10 protein-coding genes and 1 pseudogene are annotated in these 16,489 nt (G+C 45.5%); 6 read left to right on the top strand and 5 right to left on the bottom strand.

From position 1 onward, the window contains the following. Positions 1-29 precede the first annotated feature (29 nt). Together DW640_RS01415 and DW640_RS01410 are read right to left on the bottom strand one after the other, a co-directional pair. A complete protein-coding gene (locus DW640_RS01415; RefSeq protein ID WP_008764510.1) occupies positions 30-1,163 on the bottom strand; it encodes a retron St85 family RNA-directed DNA polymerase in 1,134 nt (377 codons plus the stop codon). A 205-nt stretch (positions 1,164-1,368) separates the two neighbouring features. Further along, positions 1,369-3,528 carry a DUF5686 family protein gene (locus DW640_RS01410; protein ID WP_032813909.1) on the bottom strand — a complete coding sequence of 720 codons (2,160 nt, stop codon included), beginning with the start codon at positions 3,526-3,528 and terminating at the stop codon, positions 1,369-1,371. 924 nt (positions 3,529-4,452) lie between these two features. Between DW640_RS01410 and DW640_RS23885 the strand changes: the two are divergent. The 4 genes and pseudogenes from DW640_RS23885 (at position 4,453) to DW640_RS01385 (ending at position 10,742) form a co-directional block, all read left to right on the top strand. Next, positions 4,453-4,962, top strand: a pseudogene (locus tag DW640_RS23885) (hypothetical protein). Positions 4,963-5,146: 184 nt separating this feature from the next. Then, positions 5,147-7,336 carry a glutamine synthetase III gene (locus DW640_RS01395; protein ID WP_022471551.1) on the top strand — a complete coding sequence of 730 codons (2,190 nt, stop codon included), beginning with the start codon at positions 5,147-5,149 and terminating at the stop codon, positions 7,334-7,336. A gap of 117 nt (positions 7,337-7,453) precedes the next feature. After that, positions 7,454-8,155, top strand: coding sequence for a Crp/Fnr family transcriptional regulator (locus DW640_RS01390; protein ID WP_008760011.1), 702 nt, complete (start codon positions 7,454-7,456; stop codon positions 8,153-8,155). Positions 8,156-8,312: 157 nt separating this feature from the next. Further along, on the top strand, positions 8,313-10,742 hold the full coding sequence (locus DW640_RS01385; protein ID WP_008764505.1) for a beta-N-acetylhexosaminidase: 2,430 nt from the start codon (positions 8,313-8,315) through the stop codon (positions 10,740-10,742). A gap of 114 nt (positions 10,743-10,856) precedes the next feature. Here DW640_RS01385 and trxB read toward each other — a convergent pair whose 3' ends face one another. The 3 genes from trxB to DW640_RS01370 are packed head-to-tail and all read right to left on the bottom strand — an operon-like array spanning position 10,857 to position 15,030. Beyond that, on the bottom strand, positions 10,857-11,807 hold the full coding sequence (gene trxB / locus DW640_RS01380; protein WP_074856390.1) for a thioredoxin-disulfide reductase: 951 nt from the start codon (positions 11,805-11,807) through the stop codon (positions 10,857-10,859). A 60-nt stretch (positions 11,808-11,867) separates the two neighbouring features. Then, the gene (locus tag DW640_RS01375) at positions 11,868-12,515 is read right to left on the bottom strand and encodes a LolA-like putative outer membrane lipoprotein chaperone (protein ID WP_117576929.1); all 648 of its coding nucleotides are present in this window, start codon (positions 12,513-12,515) and stop codon (positions 11,868-11,870) included. Between the two features lie 19 nt (positions 12,516-12,534). Next, a complete protein-coding gene (locus tag DW640_RS01370; RefSeq protein WP_008760007.1) occupies positions 12,535-15,030 on the bottom strand; it encodes a DNA translocase FtsK in 2,496 nt (831 codons plus the stop codon). Between the two features lie 122 nt (positions 15,031-15,152). On the opposite strand from DW640_RS01370, the gene DW640_RS01365 reads away from it, so the two are divergent. After that, positions 15,153-15,812, top strand: coding sequence for a DUF5063 domain-containing protein (locus DW640_RS01365; RefSeq protein ID WP_008764503.1), 660 nt, complete (start codon positions 15,153-15,155; stop codon positions 15,810-15,812). Positions 15,813-15,818: 6 nt separating this feature from the next. After that, on the top strand, positions 15,819-16,469 hold the full coding sequence (locus tag DW640_RS01360) for a 3'-5' exonuclease (RefSeq protein ID WP_008760005.1): 651 nt from the start codon (positions 15,819-15,821) through the stop codon (positions 16,467-16,469). The last annotated feature ends 20 nt before the right edge of the window (positions 16,470-16,489 follow it).

Genomic DNA, 16,489 nt, shown 5'->3' with positions numbered 1-16,489 from the left:
GTAAGGCAGACACAAACAGCCGCCACCCGTCAATACCCCTTCTGCAAACGTTTCAGAGCAGCAATAGAATCAGCTACATACGTATTATCCGGTTCTATGGAACGCCAATAACAAAGCGACCCTATCAACCGTTTCAGATAGGCAGGATCATGGGAGCCGATTCTGCGTTGATGTTCCGCCAGCCCCTTTGTCAAAATGAAATAGACATTCTTGCGAATCTCTCTCTTTCGGGCTTTAGGAATGGTCAGCTTCACACCGGAGCTGACGGATACGCCCGTGATTATCTTCCTGTCATTCTCATTCAGAAAACGAGTTTTCTGATGATTCGGTTCAAACTTCTCTTCCCTGATGATTTCCTTGACCCGGGCAAGCACCTCCTCTTTCGGAAAGACATCGCCCGAAAAGGTGAGGTCGTCGGCATAACGACTATAAGTCAGCCCGAATTCTTCCGCCATCACCGCCAGTTTCCGGTCCATCTCATAAGCGATGATGTTACTCAGTACCGGACTGGTAGACGCTCCTTGCGGCAAATGCCGACGCATACAACACAACTCGCCCAGCACTTTCGATATATTCTTCGGATAGCCGATCTTTTCGAAAGTCTTTTTCACCCTCGGACTACGTATGGAAATAAAGAAATCATGGATATCCGTCTTCAAGACACAGCGTTTTCCCAGATGAGGACGGACGTTATCGACGATGGAATGCTGACGCCGGAATCCCGTAGCGGCAGGATGCACATTTACAGACAGTAATATACGATGATAAATAGTATCCTGAATGGCTTTCAGTTCCTTGTCCGGAGCAGAGATCATACGGTATCCTCCTCTCCGCTTTCTGATCCAGAACTCCCGATAATGCGAAGAGACATCCTGCAGTATCTCTTTCAACCTCATCACCTCTATTCCCAACAGATTGGCACACCACACCACCGCCTCTTCATCAAATACAGGACATGTTCTCATTTTAGGAGTGACTACTCCTAAAGCATGCCTGAGCCAGGCTCCATGTTCCCATTTGTTTTTGGAAGTCTCTTCGTTAGTAGTATTACCGCTGCCTGTTGCTTTCCATCTCTTATATCCTTCCTGTTTCCGGCTCGAAGAAATCAATTTATAAATCAGAAAACCGGTAACAATAAGTATCGTAATTAAAATTCCGTCCATCTTGTTGTTACATATATAAAAAGGAGAAGAAGAGGATGAGATTTTACTAAAATAAATAGAGGTATTTATACCAGAGATTTATTTTCCAGGAAAATACCTGTGCCTGCGAGGCGACTACACCTCTTTTCTGCTAAATTTTTCCTCATCCTCTTCCTCACAAAGATATGTATTTTCTATACATTATGCAACTGTTATGAAGAAAAAACTATCGGTTAAACAACTCGAAAGTAAATTTACATCCGATCCCGCTGAACTTCCAGTTCTCACTGCTGACGAATACTCCCACATCAAAGACATGCGTACCGATACCATAACCCACTTCCAGATATGGCTGGAGATGCGGCATAGAGAGCGCACTGATATAAAGACGTTCGTTCTGCACATAGCGGGTATATTTCATCAAATGCCGGAGAATAAGGAAAGGAGCCTCGTAAGTGAAATGTCCGCGTACATAGCGGCGGGAGGAGTTGTACCAACGTCCGTCGAGCACCTGAAACACACCACCGATTTCATCATTCCACCCTACCGGCAGATTATGACGGGCAAAATTGGCAAAGTCCACAAAGTACAGTTCATCCTGATTGGTAAACGCCCCGAAGCCGAAACGATAATAAATATTTCGCATCAGCCCCAGCTGAATCTTATGTTGAAGGTCGAATTCTATCCGTTCATATTCTCCAGTACTTTTAAATACTCCTTCTATTCCCCGTTCATAGTCCACCGAAAATGTCGGATAGTCAGAGCGGAGATTGATCTTACGCTTTCCGTTCATATAATAATAAAGCGCCGGAGTCCATTCCACCCGGATGCGCGGGGCAAAGCTGATATAGGTATTTCTGAAGCGTTCCATAAATTCCGGCGGAGGCATCGGATAGTCACCCGTAATCACAAAACGGGATTTCTCGACAGCTGTTCTCTTGTGTGCCGAGAAACCGAGGCTGATATCCAGTCCGTTGGTAATTTCAAAACTATGACGGAAGTTGAAATACAAGTCCTTGAAATAATCCAGATGGATGAGGTCGAAATTAAAGATACTGTCCGGCATCGCTTTCAGTTCGTCCAGCATCTTGCTGCTATAGATACGGTTACCATTACCCACACTCAACCGGAAAAAGCCCCGTTTCTGCGGCCAGTACTCAAAGTCAGCATTCAGCGACCAGTAGAACTCTTTCCGTGTAAAGTTATAACCCAGTTTGGGTACGATGCGGAGCCACTTGTCGCCTCTGAAAATCCGGTTGTAACGGAAATCCTGCCGGTATGATAATCCGTTGCTTCCGCTATAACTGAACAAAAGCGGATTGATAAACGGCGAGAAGCGGACACTTCCGATATTGGACAGATTGAATTTATAATCTTCCACCATCAGGTCGCCCATCGTTCCCCAGAAAGCCTGACTCTTGGATTTTCGTTGCACCGACACGGTATCCCGTCTGTATGCGTAATCCTTATAAAGTTGTTTTTCCCTGTCACTCAAAGGAATGGGACGTAATACGCCAAACGTGGAAGCATCTGTTTTATAGGCATTCGTATCACACTGCAAGGAGAATGATTCCGACAAATTATACTTTTTCTTCTCCTTCTTCCGAACCTTTCTTTCTTTCAGTTCTATTGATTTATAGTCCAACGAAGCGGTATAATTGCCGTCCACCTTATTGCCCAGGAACTTAAAAAGGGCCTCCACATCATAACGCACCGGGAGAAACTCATCTTTCTTTCCAACTTCCCCCATCTTGATCCAGCAAGTAAACGTAATCAGTTCCGACCGTCCCGAAAAACGTATTTCACGCACGCTCCATACATTGCTGCTGACAATCATATAGCCGCCCACCAGCTGGTCGCTCTTGGTACGGGGAATGAAACGTATCCGGTAGTCGAGATTATTGGGATCGCCCATCACACTGTCTATCCGGTATTTGTAGTATTTCTGCCCGTTCTTGGCAAGCGGAGACAGCAAGCGTTCGTCATTCAGAAGAGAAGATGAGTAGATATTGACACTAAAATATTCAAGCAGCCCCGGCAGTCCCCTGTTTCCTCTCACGGTGCCTTGTGATGCCTTAACTTTCTGGTCATAGATATTGGGAGCTGTATAATGCAGGTCACTATACGTTTCGAGCAAGTATTCACGTACCCCTTTCTGCAAGCGAAACATCGAAGGAACGTACCGGAGGATAAAATTCTTCTTCTGAATATTCATCTTACCCTTTATATATAGGTTCGCGCGATAGTCGCTCACTATACTTTCATAAGAGGGAGCAAAAGTCATGACACGCTCAATGATGGAATCAGCAGATATCTCCTGACTTGTATAAGGATTAAGAACAAGATTGGCTGCCCCCTTCGGAATAAAAGAGAACAAGCACAACATACATCCTATCAATATCTTATATTTCAATCGTCGTATCTCCTTGTTTATTGTAGGCAAATATAAAAAAGAATATCGAAAAGCAAGGGAATTAAGCTGCAAAAAAGAGTTAGCAAGGAAAATCCTTTCCCCACGCCACGCATCATATCAGTTTTCATGGACATTTTTCTACTTATGCTACATTCACATTTCTATGTAGAAGGTGATTCATTCTTGCATGATTTAAATCACTTCTGCATAGTTATGAGTCATCTTGAGGCAGGCTATGAACTAATCCTGATTAACACGTTTTTTACCTCTTATCTTTAATAAATCTATCTTCGACTATACATAAAACTATTCGTCTGACAGCTGTTATTTTTTCGTCTGACAGCTGTTAGACGAAAGAGTAACAGTTGTCAGACGAAAGTTCAACAACTGTCAGACGAATAGATTTAAGTATAATGGGGACTAGCTCTTTGCAGATACAGAATTAAATCTTAATAAAGAAGACGAATGATTAGTTCATGAACGTACGGAAATGAACTAAAATGCTTATCATTCCTTTTAGGCACGAACAGGGTTTAAATAAAGAATGAGTCCCTTCCAACTAAACGAAAGTAAAAGTAACAGCATCAGTATAAGGCATCCCTGCATATCCGTGTTAAAGTTATCCTCACCTGCCTTTTATTTTCCACTTTATTCTTGACGAAAAAGAAAAATGTTGTATCTTTGTTATGCATTTCATACCAGAAGGCGGGGAAACCTGCCAATCCTCGTGGCAGGCATTTTTATGCCTGTCCACGTTCATATCTATATGGCGGTTCCGTACCCCCGTGTAGAATGTTAATGCATCTACTGCCTTCTGGTGAAATGCAACGGGAAAGGCGGAACCGCTCTTATTATTTTAGAAAATCTTCGCCTACCACACACTCATAATCACTTATTATGGAAACAGAACAAGTTGCCGTTCAACCAACGGTGGGAGGTATCACACAAGCTCCCCAAAATGTATTTATTGTTAATGACAGAGAATAAAAGGACTTCTACCTCAAATTCGCCCTCTTCCTGAACCCGGATTCCTGCTCCGTAAACCGCACTGAATTCGAAATGCTAAACATTCTGCTGAAAGACCTGAAGAAAATTGTGGGAGCACTCACCCATCTCACCATGCACGCTTGGGATGATGGCATGGCAGAAATCCTGCTCTCCTGCGGTGCCTACTCCATACAGGACGACTTAAACAAAAAAACGCGTATGCAAATGAACGCATCGATGGGGAAGCATCTACAGTTCCTCACCCAAATGGCTATGGACAGTCCTACAATGAAGCTGCTATACAGAAACATGAACAAGCATTATATGCAGGTAGAAATGTTAGTCAAACAGATGGCTGCGGAAATCGACCGGCAGAAAAACAAGGACGGACAGCAGGAAATACTGGCATCCATCTCTTAATCGGTTATAATCAAAAAGCGCCATGACGGGCAAAAGGTAATTCAGAGACGAATCAGTCCTTTAAAGAGGGGGGTGTTCCTCAGAAAAATATATCATTTTCTGAAAATACCCCCCTTTTAAATAGGGGTACTTTCAGAAAAAACATATAATTTTGCGCCATCAACCGATAAAAAGAAGACGATTTATGTCAAAAATGAGATTTTACGCATTACAAGAACTTTCCAACCGGAAGCCGCTGGAAGTTACTGCCCCTTCCAACAAACTCTCTGATTATTATGGTAGCCACGTATTCGACCGCAAGAAGATGCAGGAGTATCTTCCGAAGGAAGCCTATAAGGCTGTTACCGATGCAATCGAAAAAGGTACACCGATCAGCCGTGAAATAGCCGACCTGATTGCCAACGGCATGAAGAGCTGGGCCAAGTCGCTCAACGTCACCCACTACACACACTGGTTTCAGCCTCTGACAGACGGAACCGCCGAAAAGCATGACGGCTTTATCGAATTCGGCGAAGACGGCGGAGTCATTGAACGATTCTCCGGAAAACTGCTGATTCAGCAAGAACCGGACGCTTCTTCTTTCCCCAATGGCGGTATCCGTAATACATTCGAAGCTCGCGGATATACCGCATGGGACGTTTCTTCTCCGGCATTCGTAGTAGATACCACGCTCTGTATCCCTACGATTTTTATCTCTTACACAGGCGAAGCGCTGGATTACAAGACTCCGCTTCTGAAAGCACTTGCCGCCGTAGACAAGGCTGCCACGGATGTTTGCCAGCTATTCGACAAGAACGTAACACGCGTCTTTACCAACTTAGGATGGGAACAGGAATATTTCCTCGTAGACTCCTCCTTATATAATGCACGTCCCGACCTTTGTCTGACCGGACGTACCTTGATGGGACACTCTTCCGCCAAAGACCAACAGCTGGAAGACCACTATTTCGGCTCCATTCCTCCACGTGTCACCGCATTTATGAAGGAACTCGAAATCGAATGTCACAAACTGGGCATCCCTGCCAAGACCCGTCACAACGAAGTAGCTCCCAACCAGTTCGAGCTGGCTCCCATCTTCGAAAACTGCAACCTGGCAAACGACCACAACCAGCTTGTCATGGACCTGATGAAGCGTATCGCACGCAAGCATCACTTCAATGTATTGCTGCACGAAAAACCATATAGCAGCGTAAACGGCTCCGGCAAACATAATAACTGGTCGCTCTGCACCGACACCGGCATCAACCTGTTTGCCCCTGGAAAGAATCCGAAAGGCAATATGCTGTTCCTTACTTTCCTGGTAAACGTACTGATGATGGTATACAAGAATCAGGACCTGCTGCGTGCCTCCATCATGAGTGCCAGCAACAGCTACCGTCTGGGAGCGAATGAAGCTCCTCCCGCCATCCTCTCCTGCTTCCTCGGTTCACAACTCTCGGCAACCCTCGACGAAATCGTACGCCAAGTAGGAAACGAAAAGATGACACCGGAAGAAAAGACTACGCTGAAACTGGGAATCGGACGTATCCCGGAAATCTTGCTCGATACCACCGACCGCAACCGTACTTCTCCTTTCGCCTTCACCGGAAACCGCTTTGAGTTCCGTGCCGCCGGTTCTTCTTCCAACTGTGCCGCCGCCATGATCGCCATCAACGCCGCCATGGCCAACCAGTTGAACGAATTCCGCGCATCTGTGGAGAAACTGATGGAAGAAGGAGTGGGCAAAGACGAAGCTATCTTCCGCCTGCTGAAAGAAACCATCATCGCTTCCGAAGCCATCCGCTTTGAAGGCGACGGTTACTCAGAAGAATGGAGACAGGAAGCTGCCCGCCGCGGACTGACCAACATCTGCCACGTGCCGGAAGCACTGATGCACTACGTAGACAACCAGTCGAAATCGGTACTGATCGGTGAGCGCATCTTCAACGAAACCGAACTGAACAGCCGTCTCGAAGTAGAACTGGAAAAATACACCATGAAGGTACAGATCGAGGGACGCGTATTGGGCGACCTTGCCATCAACCACATCGTGCCGACGGCTGTCACCTACCAGAATCGGCTATTGGAGAATCTTTGCAAAATGAAAGAAATCTTCTCTCCCGAAGAATACGAAGTATTGAGCGCCGACCGCAAAGAGCTGATTCGCGAAATCTCACACCGGGTGACTTCCATCAAAGTATTGGTACGCGAAATGACCGAAGCCCGAAAAGTTGCCAATCACAAAGACAACTACAAAGAGAGAGCATTCGAATACGAAGAAAAAGTACGTCCTTATCTTGATAAAATCCGCGATCATATCGATCACCTGGAGATGGAGGTAGACGACGAAATATGGCCGCTACCCAAGTACAGGGAACTCTTGTTCACCAAATAAAAAGCTCCTGAAGATTGCACGAAAGAACCTGCTTTTGTGCAATCTTTTTATAGATTCGTTCATTTTCTCATTTTTTCTTTCTACTTTTGTGCTGTATAACACAGTTTTGTAGCACCCATGGTAAAAATGAACATGTCAGACATCGATATTTCGGAACCATTATCCGATTTGTTAGCTCCTTTGAATAACGAACAAAGGGAGTTTCTGATGAACAATTATACAATACAGACCTACAAAAAAAACGAAACCATCTACTGCGAAGGGGAGACTCCCTCTCATTTGATGTGCCTCATTACCGGCAAGGTCAAAATCTTCAAAGATGGTGTAGGAGGTAGAAGTCAGATTATCCGCATGATTAAACAGCGGGAATACTTTGCGTACCGTGCATACTTCGCAAAGGAAGACTTCGTAACTGCTGCCGCTGCTTTTGAACCTTCTGTTATCTGTCTCATCCCCATGACTGCCATTACCACGCTTATTGCTCAAAACAATGATTTAGCCATGTTCTTCATCCGCCAGCTTTCTATCGATCTCGGCATTTCCGACGAACGTACCGTCAGCCTGACACAGAAACATATCCGCGGACGTCTGGCAGAATCGCTAATTTTCCTCAAAGAAAGCTACGGTCTGGAAGAAGACGGGTCGACATTGAGTATTTATCTTTCCCGTGAAGACCTGGCAAATCTGTCGAACATGACCACCTCGAACGCCATCCGTACCTTATCACAGTTCGCTACGGAACGCCTGATCACCATCGACGGAAGAAAGATCAAAATCATTGAAGAAGAAAAACTCAAGAAAATAAGCAAGATAGGATAATACAGACCTTATACGATCATAAAAAGTGATCTGAAACTTTAACTGGAAGCCGATGTTCGTCACATCGGCTTTTTTATTTCTATACTATTGGAACTTATCAATTAAACAAGTACATTTGTCCTGTCAATATATTAATAACTTAACACAATTTCAGACCATGAAGAAAAGTATTTCCCTTCTTCTTTTGTCCTTACTTATGATTACCCCCAGTTGTCAGAAGCCAAAAGAAGTGACGAACGAGTACAATATCGTTCCGCAACCCAACCAGCTTGTTCCCAAAGAAGGCCGCTTCGAACTGAGTAACAAAGTCCGGCTGGTAGTTCCGTCCGATGCTCCGGAAGTTAAAAAGGTAGCCGACGGCTTTGCCGAACAACTGAAACAGACTGCCGGAATCTCTCTGAAAGAAGCCGAAAGCGTGGATGGAAAGCCTGCTATCAGTTTCGTACTACAAGAAGGTATGCCTAAAGAAGGCTACAAACTGTCTGTCACCCCTACCCTTATTACAGTTACAGCTTCCCAGCCGAACGGATTTTTCTATGGTGTACAGACTATTTATCAACTTCTTCCTCCCGCTGTTTACGGAAAAGAACTGAAGAAGAAAGCCGACTGGTCTGTTCCGGCTGTAGAGATCGAAGACGCTCCCCGCTTTGTACATCGCGGACTGATGCTGGACGTTTGCCGCCATTACGCCCCGATAGAGTATATCTACAAGTTTATCGACCTGTTGGCAATGAACAAGATGAACGTTTTCCACTGGCATCTGACGGACGATCAGGGATGGAGAATCGAAATCAAGAAATATCCGAAACTGACAGAGATAGGTTCCAAACGTGAAAAGACGCTGGTAGACTATTATTATGTGAACTATCCGCAAGTATTCGACGGAATAGAACACGGAGGATATTACACACAGGAACAGATAAAAGAAGTAGTAGCTTATGCTGCAAGCAAATATATCAATGTAATCCCCGAAATAGAAATGCCGGGGCATGCATTGGCGGCTCTGGCTGCTTACCCCGAATTGTCTTGTGATTCTACACAGACATATAAAGTATCACCTACGTGGGGCGTATTCGAACAGGTATTCTGCCCGAGCGAGACCACTTTCAAGTTCTTTGAAGGAGTCATGGATGAGGTAGTTGAATTATTTCCCAGCGAATACATTCATATCGGAGGGGACGAATGCCCCAAAACAGCTTGGAAGAACAGTGCTTTCTGTCAGCAGTTGATTCGTCAGTTAGGCTTGAAGGATGACGTGACTCCCAGCAAAGTGGACGGAATGAAGCATAGCAAGGAAGATAAACTGCAAAGTTACTTCGTTACCCGCATGGAAAAATACCTGAACGGCAAAGGACGCAATATCATCGGCTGGGACGAGATTTTGGAAGGCGGTCTGGCTCCGAACGCTACTGTCTTATCATGGCGTGGCGTTGAAGGCGGATTGAATGCAGCTAAAGCAGGACACAACGCAATCATGGCTCCCATGCCTTATGCTTATCTGGACTTCTATCAGGAAGATCCGGAAATCGCCCCGACTACCATCGGCGGATACACAACGCTGAAGAAGACTTATAGCTACAATCCTGTTCCGGATGATGCCGATGAACTAGTGAAAAAGCATATTATCGGTATGCAAGGCAACCTCTGGAGAGAATATATGAAAACTTCCGACCGGGTAGATTATCAGGCCTTCCCACGTGCAATGGCAATCGCGGAAACGGGATGGACGCTGGATGCCAACAAAAACTGGAAGAGTTTCTGCGAACGCATGGTTACGGAATTTGAGCGCCTGGAAGTCATGGATACCAAACCCTGCCTCAACTTCTTCGACGTAAACATCAATACTCATGCGGATGAAAACGGTCCGTTGATGGTATTGCTGGAAACATTCTACCCGAATGCGGAAATCAGATACACCACAGACGGCAGCGAACCAACTTACGGTTCTACGCTATATGAACAGCCTTTCGCACTTGAAGGAAACATCGACCTGAAAGCTGCCGCCTTCAAAGACGGCAAGATGCTGGGCAAAGTCACCAACAAGCCATTGTATGGCAATCTGCTGGCGGGAAAACCATTTACCGTCAATTATACAATGGGATGGACAGGGGATATTTTCGGCGACAATGATGTACTGGGAGCTGACAAAACAACTTTCGGTCTGACGAATGGTAAGAGAGGTAACAATGCTTCTTACACTCCGTGGTCCAGTTTCGCAATCGTAGAGGGTAAAGACCTAGAATTCATCGTCCATCTGGACAAACCGACAGAAGTAAGAAAAGTGGTCTTCGGCTCCTTGTTCAATCCTGCCATGAGAATGCTCCCCGCCGGAGGAGTTGCCGTAGAAGTATCTGCTGACGGTCAGCAATATACTCAGATAGCCGAAAAAGTATTGAAGCATGATTGTCCGGAAACGGGAAGAATCGCATTCACCGACTCTATCGAATTCGAACCGACACAAGCCACTTTCCTGAAAGTAAAAATCAAGAATGGCGGTACCTTGCGTAATGGCGTCAATTTCGAAAAGAACAACGGTCCGGAAGTCATTCCTGCCGAATTGTGGATAGACGAAATCGAAGCATATTAATGCCTGTGAGATAACAAAAAACGGTGGACATTCAGCTTGTTGCTCATGTCCACTGTTTTTTTATCGATTCAGTTCTTATTTATTCCATGCAAAGCATTCCGCCTTACTTCATCTTTAAATAATTCCCTTTGCAGAGAGATAACGTTCCGCTTCGATAGCAGCCTTACAGCCACTTCCCGCTGCTGTAATAGCCTGACGATAATGCGGATCAGCCACATCTCCCGCTGCGAATACTCCGGGAACTTTCGTACGGGGGCTGTCACCATCTGTAATAATGTAACCCACTTCGTCAGTATCGATATACTCCTTGAAGATATCCGAATTCGGTTTGTGACCGATAGCCAGGAAGAAACCGTCGATCGGCAGGCTGTAACGTTCTTCGTCCGATTCGCCCCAACGCTTCACGACATTCATACCTTCTACGCCGTTGTCGCCAAACAAGCCAACTACATTGTGTTCGAAAAGTACTTCAATCTTCTCATGCTTCTGCACACGCTCCTGCATAATCTTCGATGCACGCAGGTAAGGTTTGCGAACCACCAGATATACTTTGGATGCCAGACCAGCCAGATAGATCGCTTCCTCACAGGCTGTATCTCCACCGCCCACCACTGCAACGACTTTCTTCCGGTAGAAGAAACCGTCACAAGTAGCACAAGCGCTAACTCCCATTCCGGCGTATTTCTTTTCGTCTTCCAGTCCCAGGTATTTGGCCGTAGCACCGGTAGAAATGATCAATGCTTCCGTTTCAATCACCTTATCACCGTCAATCGTTATTTTATAAGGAGCTTTGCTCAAATCTGCCGCTGTAGCAATACCGAAACGGACGTCTGTTCCGAAACGGCTGGCTTGCGCACGCAAATCTTCCATCAACTGCGGACCACTGATTCCTTCCGGATAACCGGGGAAGTTCTCCACATCCGTAGTAGTCGTCAACTGACCACCGGGTTGCAATCCTTCATAAAGCACCGGACAAAGGTTAGCACGTCCTGCATAGATCGCTGCCGTATATCCGGCAGGCCCTGAGCCTATAATCAGGCATTTTACTTTTTCTATTTCTGCCATTTTATTGTTATATTATTGTTTTATATTCCAACTATCTCATCTCTTACTCAAAAGAACATCCTATCGTAAGTCTATCACTTCCGCAGTGGGGTATGCCTTCCGGTCGAAAGTGAAAACATGATCCGCATAATCCAGTCCGGTCTGATAAGCTGTCACGGTAATCTCATTACGCGTTTTCTGACCACGTTGCTGAAGCTGAATGTAAACCGGTTCATACGTACTCTTTGTCACATAAAGCGTAATACTTTCCAACTCTTGCTTTTTATCATTAGCAGTCAGAATCACTTCCCAAACAGCTTTACCCTGATATATCTTCACAGTTCCCAGCTTATAAGAGAATCCTTTCTGATACATATAAAGAAAGGTATACGGATTGATTTGCTGCAACTCTTCCTGAGTAGGATTGCTGACATTCACTTCATCATTTCTCACCATGTAACTCCACTGTGTTTTCCCGTCAAACCAAGTGGTTGTCTCGGAGGTCTTCAGCATAAACTTCTCGCCTTTCAACTGGATGATACCATTCTCACGTCCTTCCAAATGACCGTCATTGACAGCCTTCAAGGTAAAATCAGCCCTTACACCACCTGCCTTCTTAAATGCTTCGGCTGTCTTCTCCAGAACAACTTTAGCCTGCGACTGCTGTTGTTGAGCAATCACAGGCAGTGACAGTAAAGCTATTAAAACACTAAAAATGTATTTTCTCATTTGATTAATAAACGATCTGTTATTGTAAATTGTTCAAACGCATTTCAAGATCATTATCGTCGATGCAGAGTACATCACGAGCCTTGCTTCCCTGTGTGGGTCCAACGATTCCCGCCTTTTCAAGCTGATCCATGATACGTCCGGCACGATTGTAACCAATAGCAAATTTACGTTGAATTAACGAAGTGGAACCTTGCTGATGGATGACCACCAAGCGTGCCGCATCTTCAAATAACGGGTCGAGACGTCCCATATCAATGTCGCCCACTTCACTACCGCTGTCTTCGCTCACATACTCGGGCAGGAAGAACGGAGTTGGATAACTCTGCTGACGGGCAATAAACTTCGTGATTTCCTCCACTTCCGGCGTATCGATAAAGGCACACTGCACACGTACCGGATCAGCACCTTGCAGGAAGAGCATATCTCCCTTACCAATCAGGCGGTTTGCCCCCGGACGGTCAAGAATCGTACGGGAGTCCATCATAGCAGATACACGGAACGCAATACGTGCCGGGAAGTTCGCCTTGATCGTACCTGTAATGATATTCGTTGTCGGACGCTGCGTAGCGATAATCATGTGAATACCGACCGCACGTGCCAACTGCGCAATACGGGCAATAGGAAGTTCCACTTCCTTACCGGCAGTCATGATCAAATCTCCGAACTCGTCGATTACCACCACAATATACGGCATAAACTTATGTCCTTTCTCCGGATTGAGGCGGCGGTTGATAAACTTCTCATTATACTCCTTGACATTACGTACATGAGCCATCTTCAAGAGGTCATAGCGTGTATCCATTTCCACACAAACAGAATTCAGCGTTTGCACTACCTTGGTCACGTCCGTAATAATCGGTTCGCCTCCGTCGGGAAGTTTGGCTAGAAAATGGTTTTCAATGACGGAGTAAATGCTGAACTCCACCTTCTTCGGGTCAACCAGTACAAATTTCAATTCAGCCGGATGCTTCTTATATAATAAGGAAGTAATGATTGCATTCAAGCCGACAGACTTACCCTGCCCGGTAGCACCTGCCACCAACACGTGCGGCATCTTGCAAAGGTCGAACATGAACACTTCGTTCGTGATCGTCTTACCCAGTACAATCGGTAAGTCAAACTTAGACTCCTGGAACTTCTTGCTTCCAATCACGCTCTGACCGGATACAATCTTCGGATTCTTATTCGGAACTTCAATACCGATGGTTCCCTTACCCGGTATCGGAGCAATAATACGGATACCATCCGCTGACAAACTCAGGGCGATATCATCCTCCAGGCCCCGGATCTTCGAGATACGCACACCCTGTTCAGGGGTAATTTCATAAAGAGTCACCGTAGGACCTACCGTAGCTTTGATCGTACTGATTTCAATGCCAAAGCTGCGCAATGTATTAATGATACGGTCTTTATTCGCATTCTGCTCGTCCATGTCAATCGTCGGATCGTCATTCTCAAAATGCTTCATCAAGTCGATTGTCGGGAAACGGTAATTTTCCAGATCCTTCATCGGATTATAAGGTTCTTGCTCCGGACCCTGATATTCTTCTTCGGACGTAGCTGTCTCTACCTGGAACCCGGGTTCATCCTCACCCGGCAATTCATCCTGAGCAGCAGGAGGAACCACATCGCTTACGGTCGGTTCAAAGACCATAGTCACCCCTTCCGCCTCATCAGCAGAAGGAAGTTCGTCGTCCGGTTCCGGTGCGTTGACCGGAGATTCTTCTTTCGGTTCTTCTGCCTGTATATCCATCACGGGAGCAGGAGGAGGTGTTTGCTTATAAGTACGTTTCAGATTGAACTCCACTTCCTGCGGTTGCGAGGTCGTGAACTCCTGTGTTCCTTCTTCTGCTGTCTCTTTTTCCTCTTCTTTCTTCTGACGTTTGAGGAAACTCAGAGCAAAAAGTTTGCGCAACCAGATTATCGTCCGTGCACTTATGTAGATAAAGAAACAGACTGCCGTTATCAGCAGGATCATCCATACTCCGGGAACTCCCACCTGCGAAACCAGCCAGCGGCTTACATTGTAACCGTGCATACCTCCCAGATAAATGAAAGAATCCTGATAATGATCCATCAAAGCGAAACCGAAGAATACGGAGAACCAAATCAATAATAATGTACAACCGATAAACCATTTCCACAGACGGACAATGCGCACCCGCATCAGCTTCAATCCTGCCACCGCCAAAAAGACAAGGATAAAGAAAGAAGATATTCCAAAACAGTCATTTATCAGATAACTAGCCAACTGTGCTCCGCGAGATCCGGCATAGTTTTTTACATTGTTATTAACCGCCGCAAGGTCTGCCGAGTTGCCGCTGTCGATAATACTTTGGTCGGCTGCCCCCGTAAAGAAGAAGGAAGAAAAAGCCAACAAAAGATAAACAGAAAAGATTACCAGCATCAATCCGATCACAAAATGAACGGTTTCATTCTTAAAAATTGATACAATCCTTCCAGGAGAAGACGGAGTGCGTTCAGCCTCCTTATCTATTTTCTTTTTTGCCATGAGTCTTTATTCTTTAAATAAATTGGAATCCGTATTATAAGCCGCAAAAATAATAAAAAAATAACGAGCAGTACTCTCATTCAATCCTTTTTCTTACCTTTGCGATTCAAATCAATCTGATTATGGAAAAAGAAAGCCAAACGATATTTGAAAAGAATGTGATCGAGTTCGTAACGGTAGCCGCCGAATTTTGCGCATTCCTCGAACGTGCTGAACACATGAAGCGCAAAGCTTTTGTCGACACGTCCTTAAAAATACTTCCCCTGCTCTATCTCAAAGCATCCTTGCTTCCGAAGTGTGAAACGATTGGAGACGAGGCACCCGAAACGTATGTAACAGAGGAAATCTACGAGATTCTGCGCATCAATCTGGCAGGGCTGATGGGTGAAAAGGATGATTATCTGGACGTTTTCGTACAGGATATGGTGTACAGTGACCAGCCTATCAAGAAGTCCATCTCGGAAGATTTGGCAGATATCTATCAGGATATCAAAGATTTTATTTTCGTTTTCCAGCTGGGACTGAACGAAACCATGAACGACTCACTGGCCATCTGTCAGGAAAACTTCGGTCTGCTGTGGGGACAGAAGTTGGTAAACACTCTGCGTGCCCTTCACGATGTGAAGTATAACCAGCAGAATGAGAATGACGAAGAAGACAACGAGGAAGAGAATAACGAACTAAGCGATGACGACTATTGTTGTGAAGAAGACGGTTGTCACTGCCACGACGACGAATGTCATTGTCATGAGGACGGTTGCCATTGTCGTAATGACGAATAAACAAAAATGATAGTAAGAAGAAGTATAAATAAAGACGAACTAAAGGAACTCCCGAAAACTGTATTTCCGGGACGAATCCATGTGATCCAGTCGGAAGCGGAAACAGAAAAAGCAGTAGCTTACCTGCAATCTCAGCCGATACTGGGTATCGATAGCGAAACGCGCCCATCTTTCACCAAAGGACAAAGTCATAAAGTAGCACTTCTGCAGATTTCTTCAGACGAATGCTGTTTCCTGTTCCGCCTCAATATGACCGGACTCACCCAACCTTTGGTCGACCTGCTGGAAAATCCGGCTGTTATCAAAGTAGGACTGTCGCTCAAAGACGACTTTATGATGCTGCACAAACGTGCACCTTTTACCCAACAGAGCTGCATCGAACTGCAAGACTATGTACGCCAGTTCGGCATACAGGACAAAAGTCTGCAAAAGATTTATGCAATCCTGTTCAAAGAAAAGATTTCCAAATCACAACGGCTGTCCAACTGGGAAGCGGACGTACTGAGCGACGGACAGAAACAATATGCCGCTACCGATGCCTGGGCTTGCCTCAACATCTACAACCTGTTGCAGGAACTGAAACGAACCGGCAACTACGAGGTCGAAAGCCTCCCTGTAGAAGAAGAGGTTGACGCAAATGCTCCCGCCAATCGCTGACAAATGACCGATAAAAGACT

The sequence above is a fragment of the Bacteroides sp. AM23-12 genome (assembly GCF_003434395.1).
In the GTDB taxonomy this organism is placed as follows: domain Bacteria; phylum Bacteroidota; class Bacteroidia; order Bacteroidales; family Bacteroidaceae; genus Bacteroides; species Bacteroides thetaiotaomicron.
Note: the sequence above shows the minus strand (reverse complement) of the source record. Positions and strands in the feature narration are given on the sequence as shown.

What these genes read in the sequence shown, in the direction of transcription:
- DW640_RS01415 (WP_008764510.1), bottom strand. Translation starts at nt 1,163, where the DNA reads ATGGACGGAATTTTAATTACGATACTTATTGTTACCGGTTTTCTGATT.
- DW640_RS01410 (WP_032813909.1), bottom strand. Translation starts at nt 3,528, where the DNA reads ATGTTGTGCTTGTTCTCTTTTATTCCGAAGGGGGCAGCCAATCTTGTT.
- DW640_RS01395 (WP_022471551.1), top strand. Translation starts at nt 5,147, where the DNA reads ATGTCAAAAATGAGATTTTACGCATTACAAGAACTTTCCAACCGGAAG.
- DW640_RS01390 (WP_008760011.1), top strand. Translation starts at nt 7,454, where the DNA reads ATGGTAAAAATGAACATGTCAGACATCGATATTTCGGAACCATTATCC.
- DW640_RS01385 (WP_008764505.1), top strand. Translation starts at nt 8,313, where the DNA reads ATGAAGAAAAGTATTTCCCTTCTTCTTTTGTCCTTACTTATGATTACC.
- trxB (WP_074856390.1), bottom strand. Translation starts at nt 11,807, where the DNA reads ATGGCAGAAATAGAAAAAGTAAAATGCCTGATTATAGGCTCAGGGCCT.
- DW640_RS01375 (WP_117576929.1), bottom strand. Translation starts at nt 12,515, where the DNA reads ATGAGAAAATACATTTTTAGTGTTTTAATAGCTTTACTGTCACTGCCT.
- DW640_RS01370 (WP_008760007.1), bottom strand. Translation starts at nt 15,030, where the DNA reads ATGGCAAAAAAGAAAATAGATAAGGAGGCTGAACGCACTCCGTCTTCT.
- DW640_RS01365 (WP_008764503.1), top strand. Translation starts at nt 15,153, where the DNA reads ATGGAAAAAGAAAGCCAAACGATATTTGAAAAGAATGTGATCGAGTTC.
- DW640_RS01360 (WP_008760005.1), top strand. Translation starts at nt 15,819, where the DNA reads ATGATAGTAAGAAGAAGTATAAATAAAGACGAACTAAAGGAACTCCCG.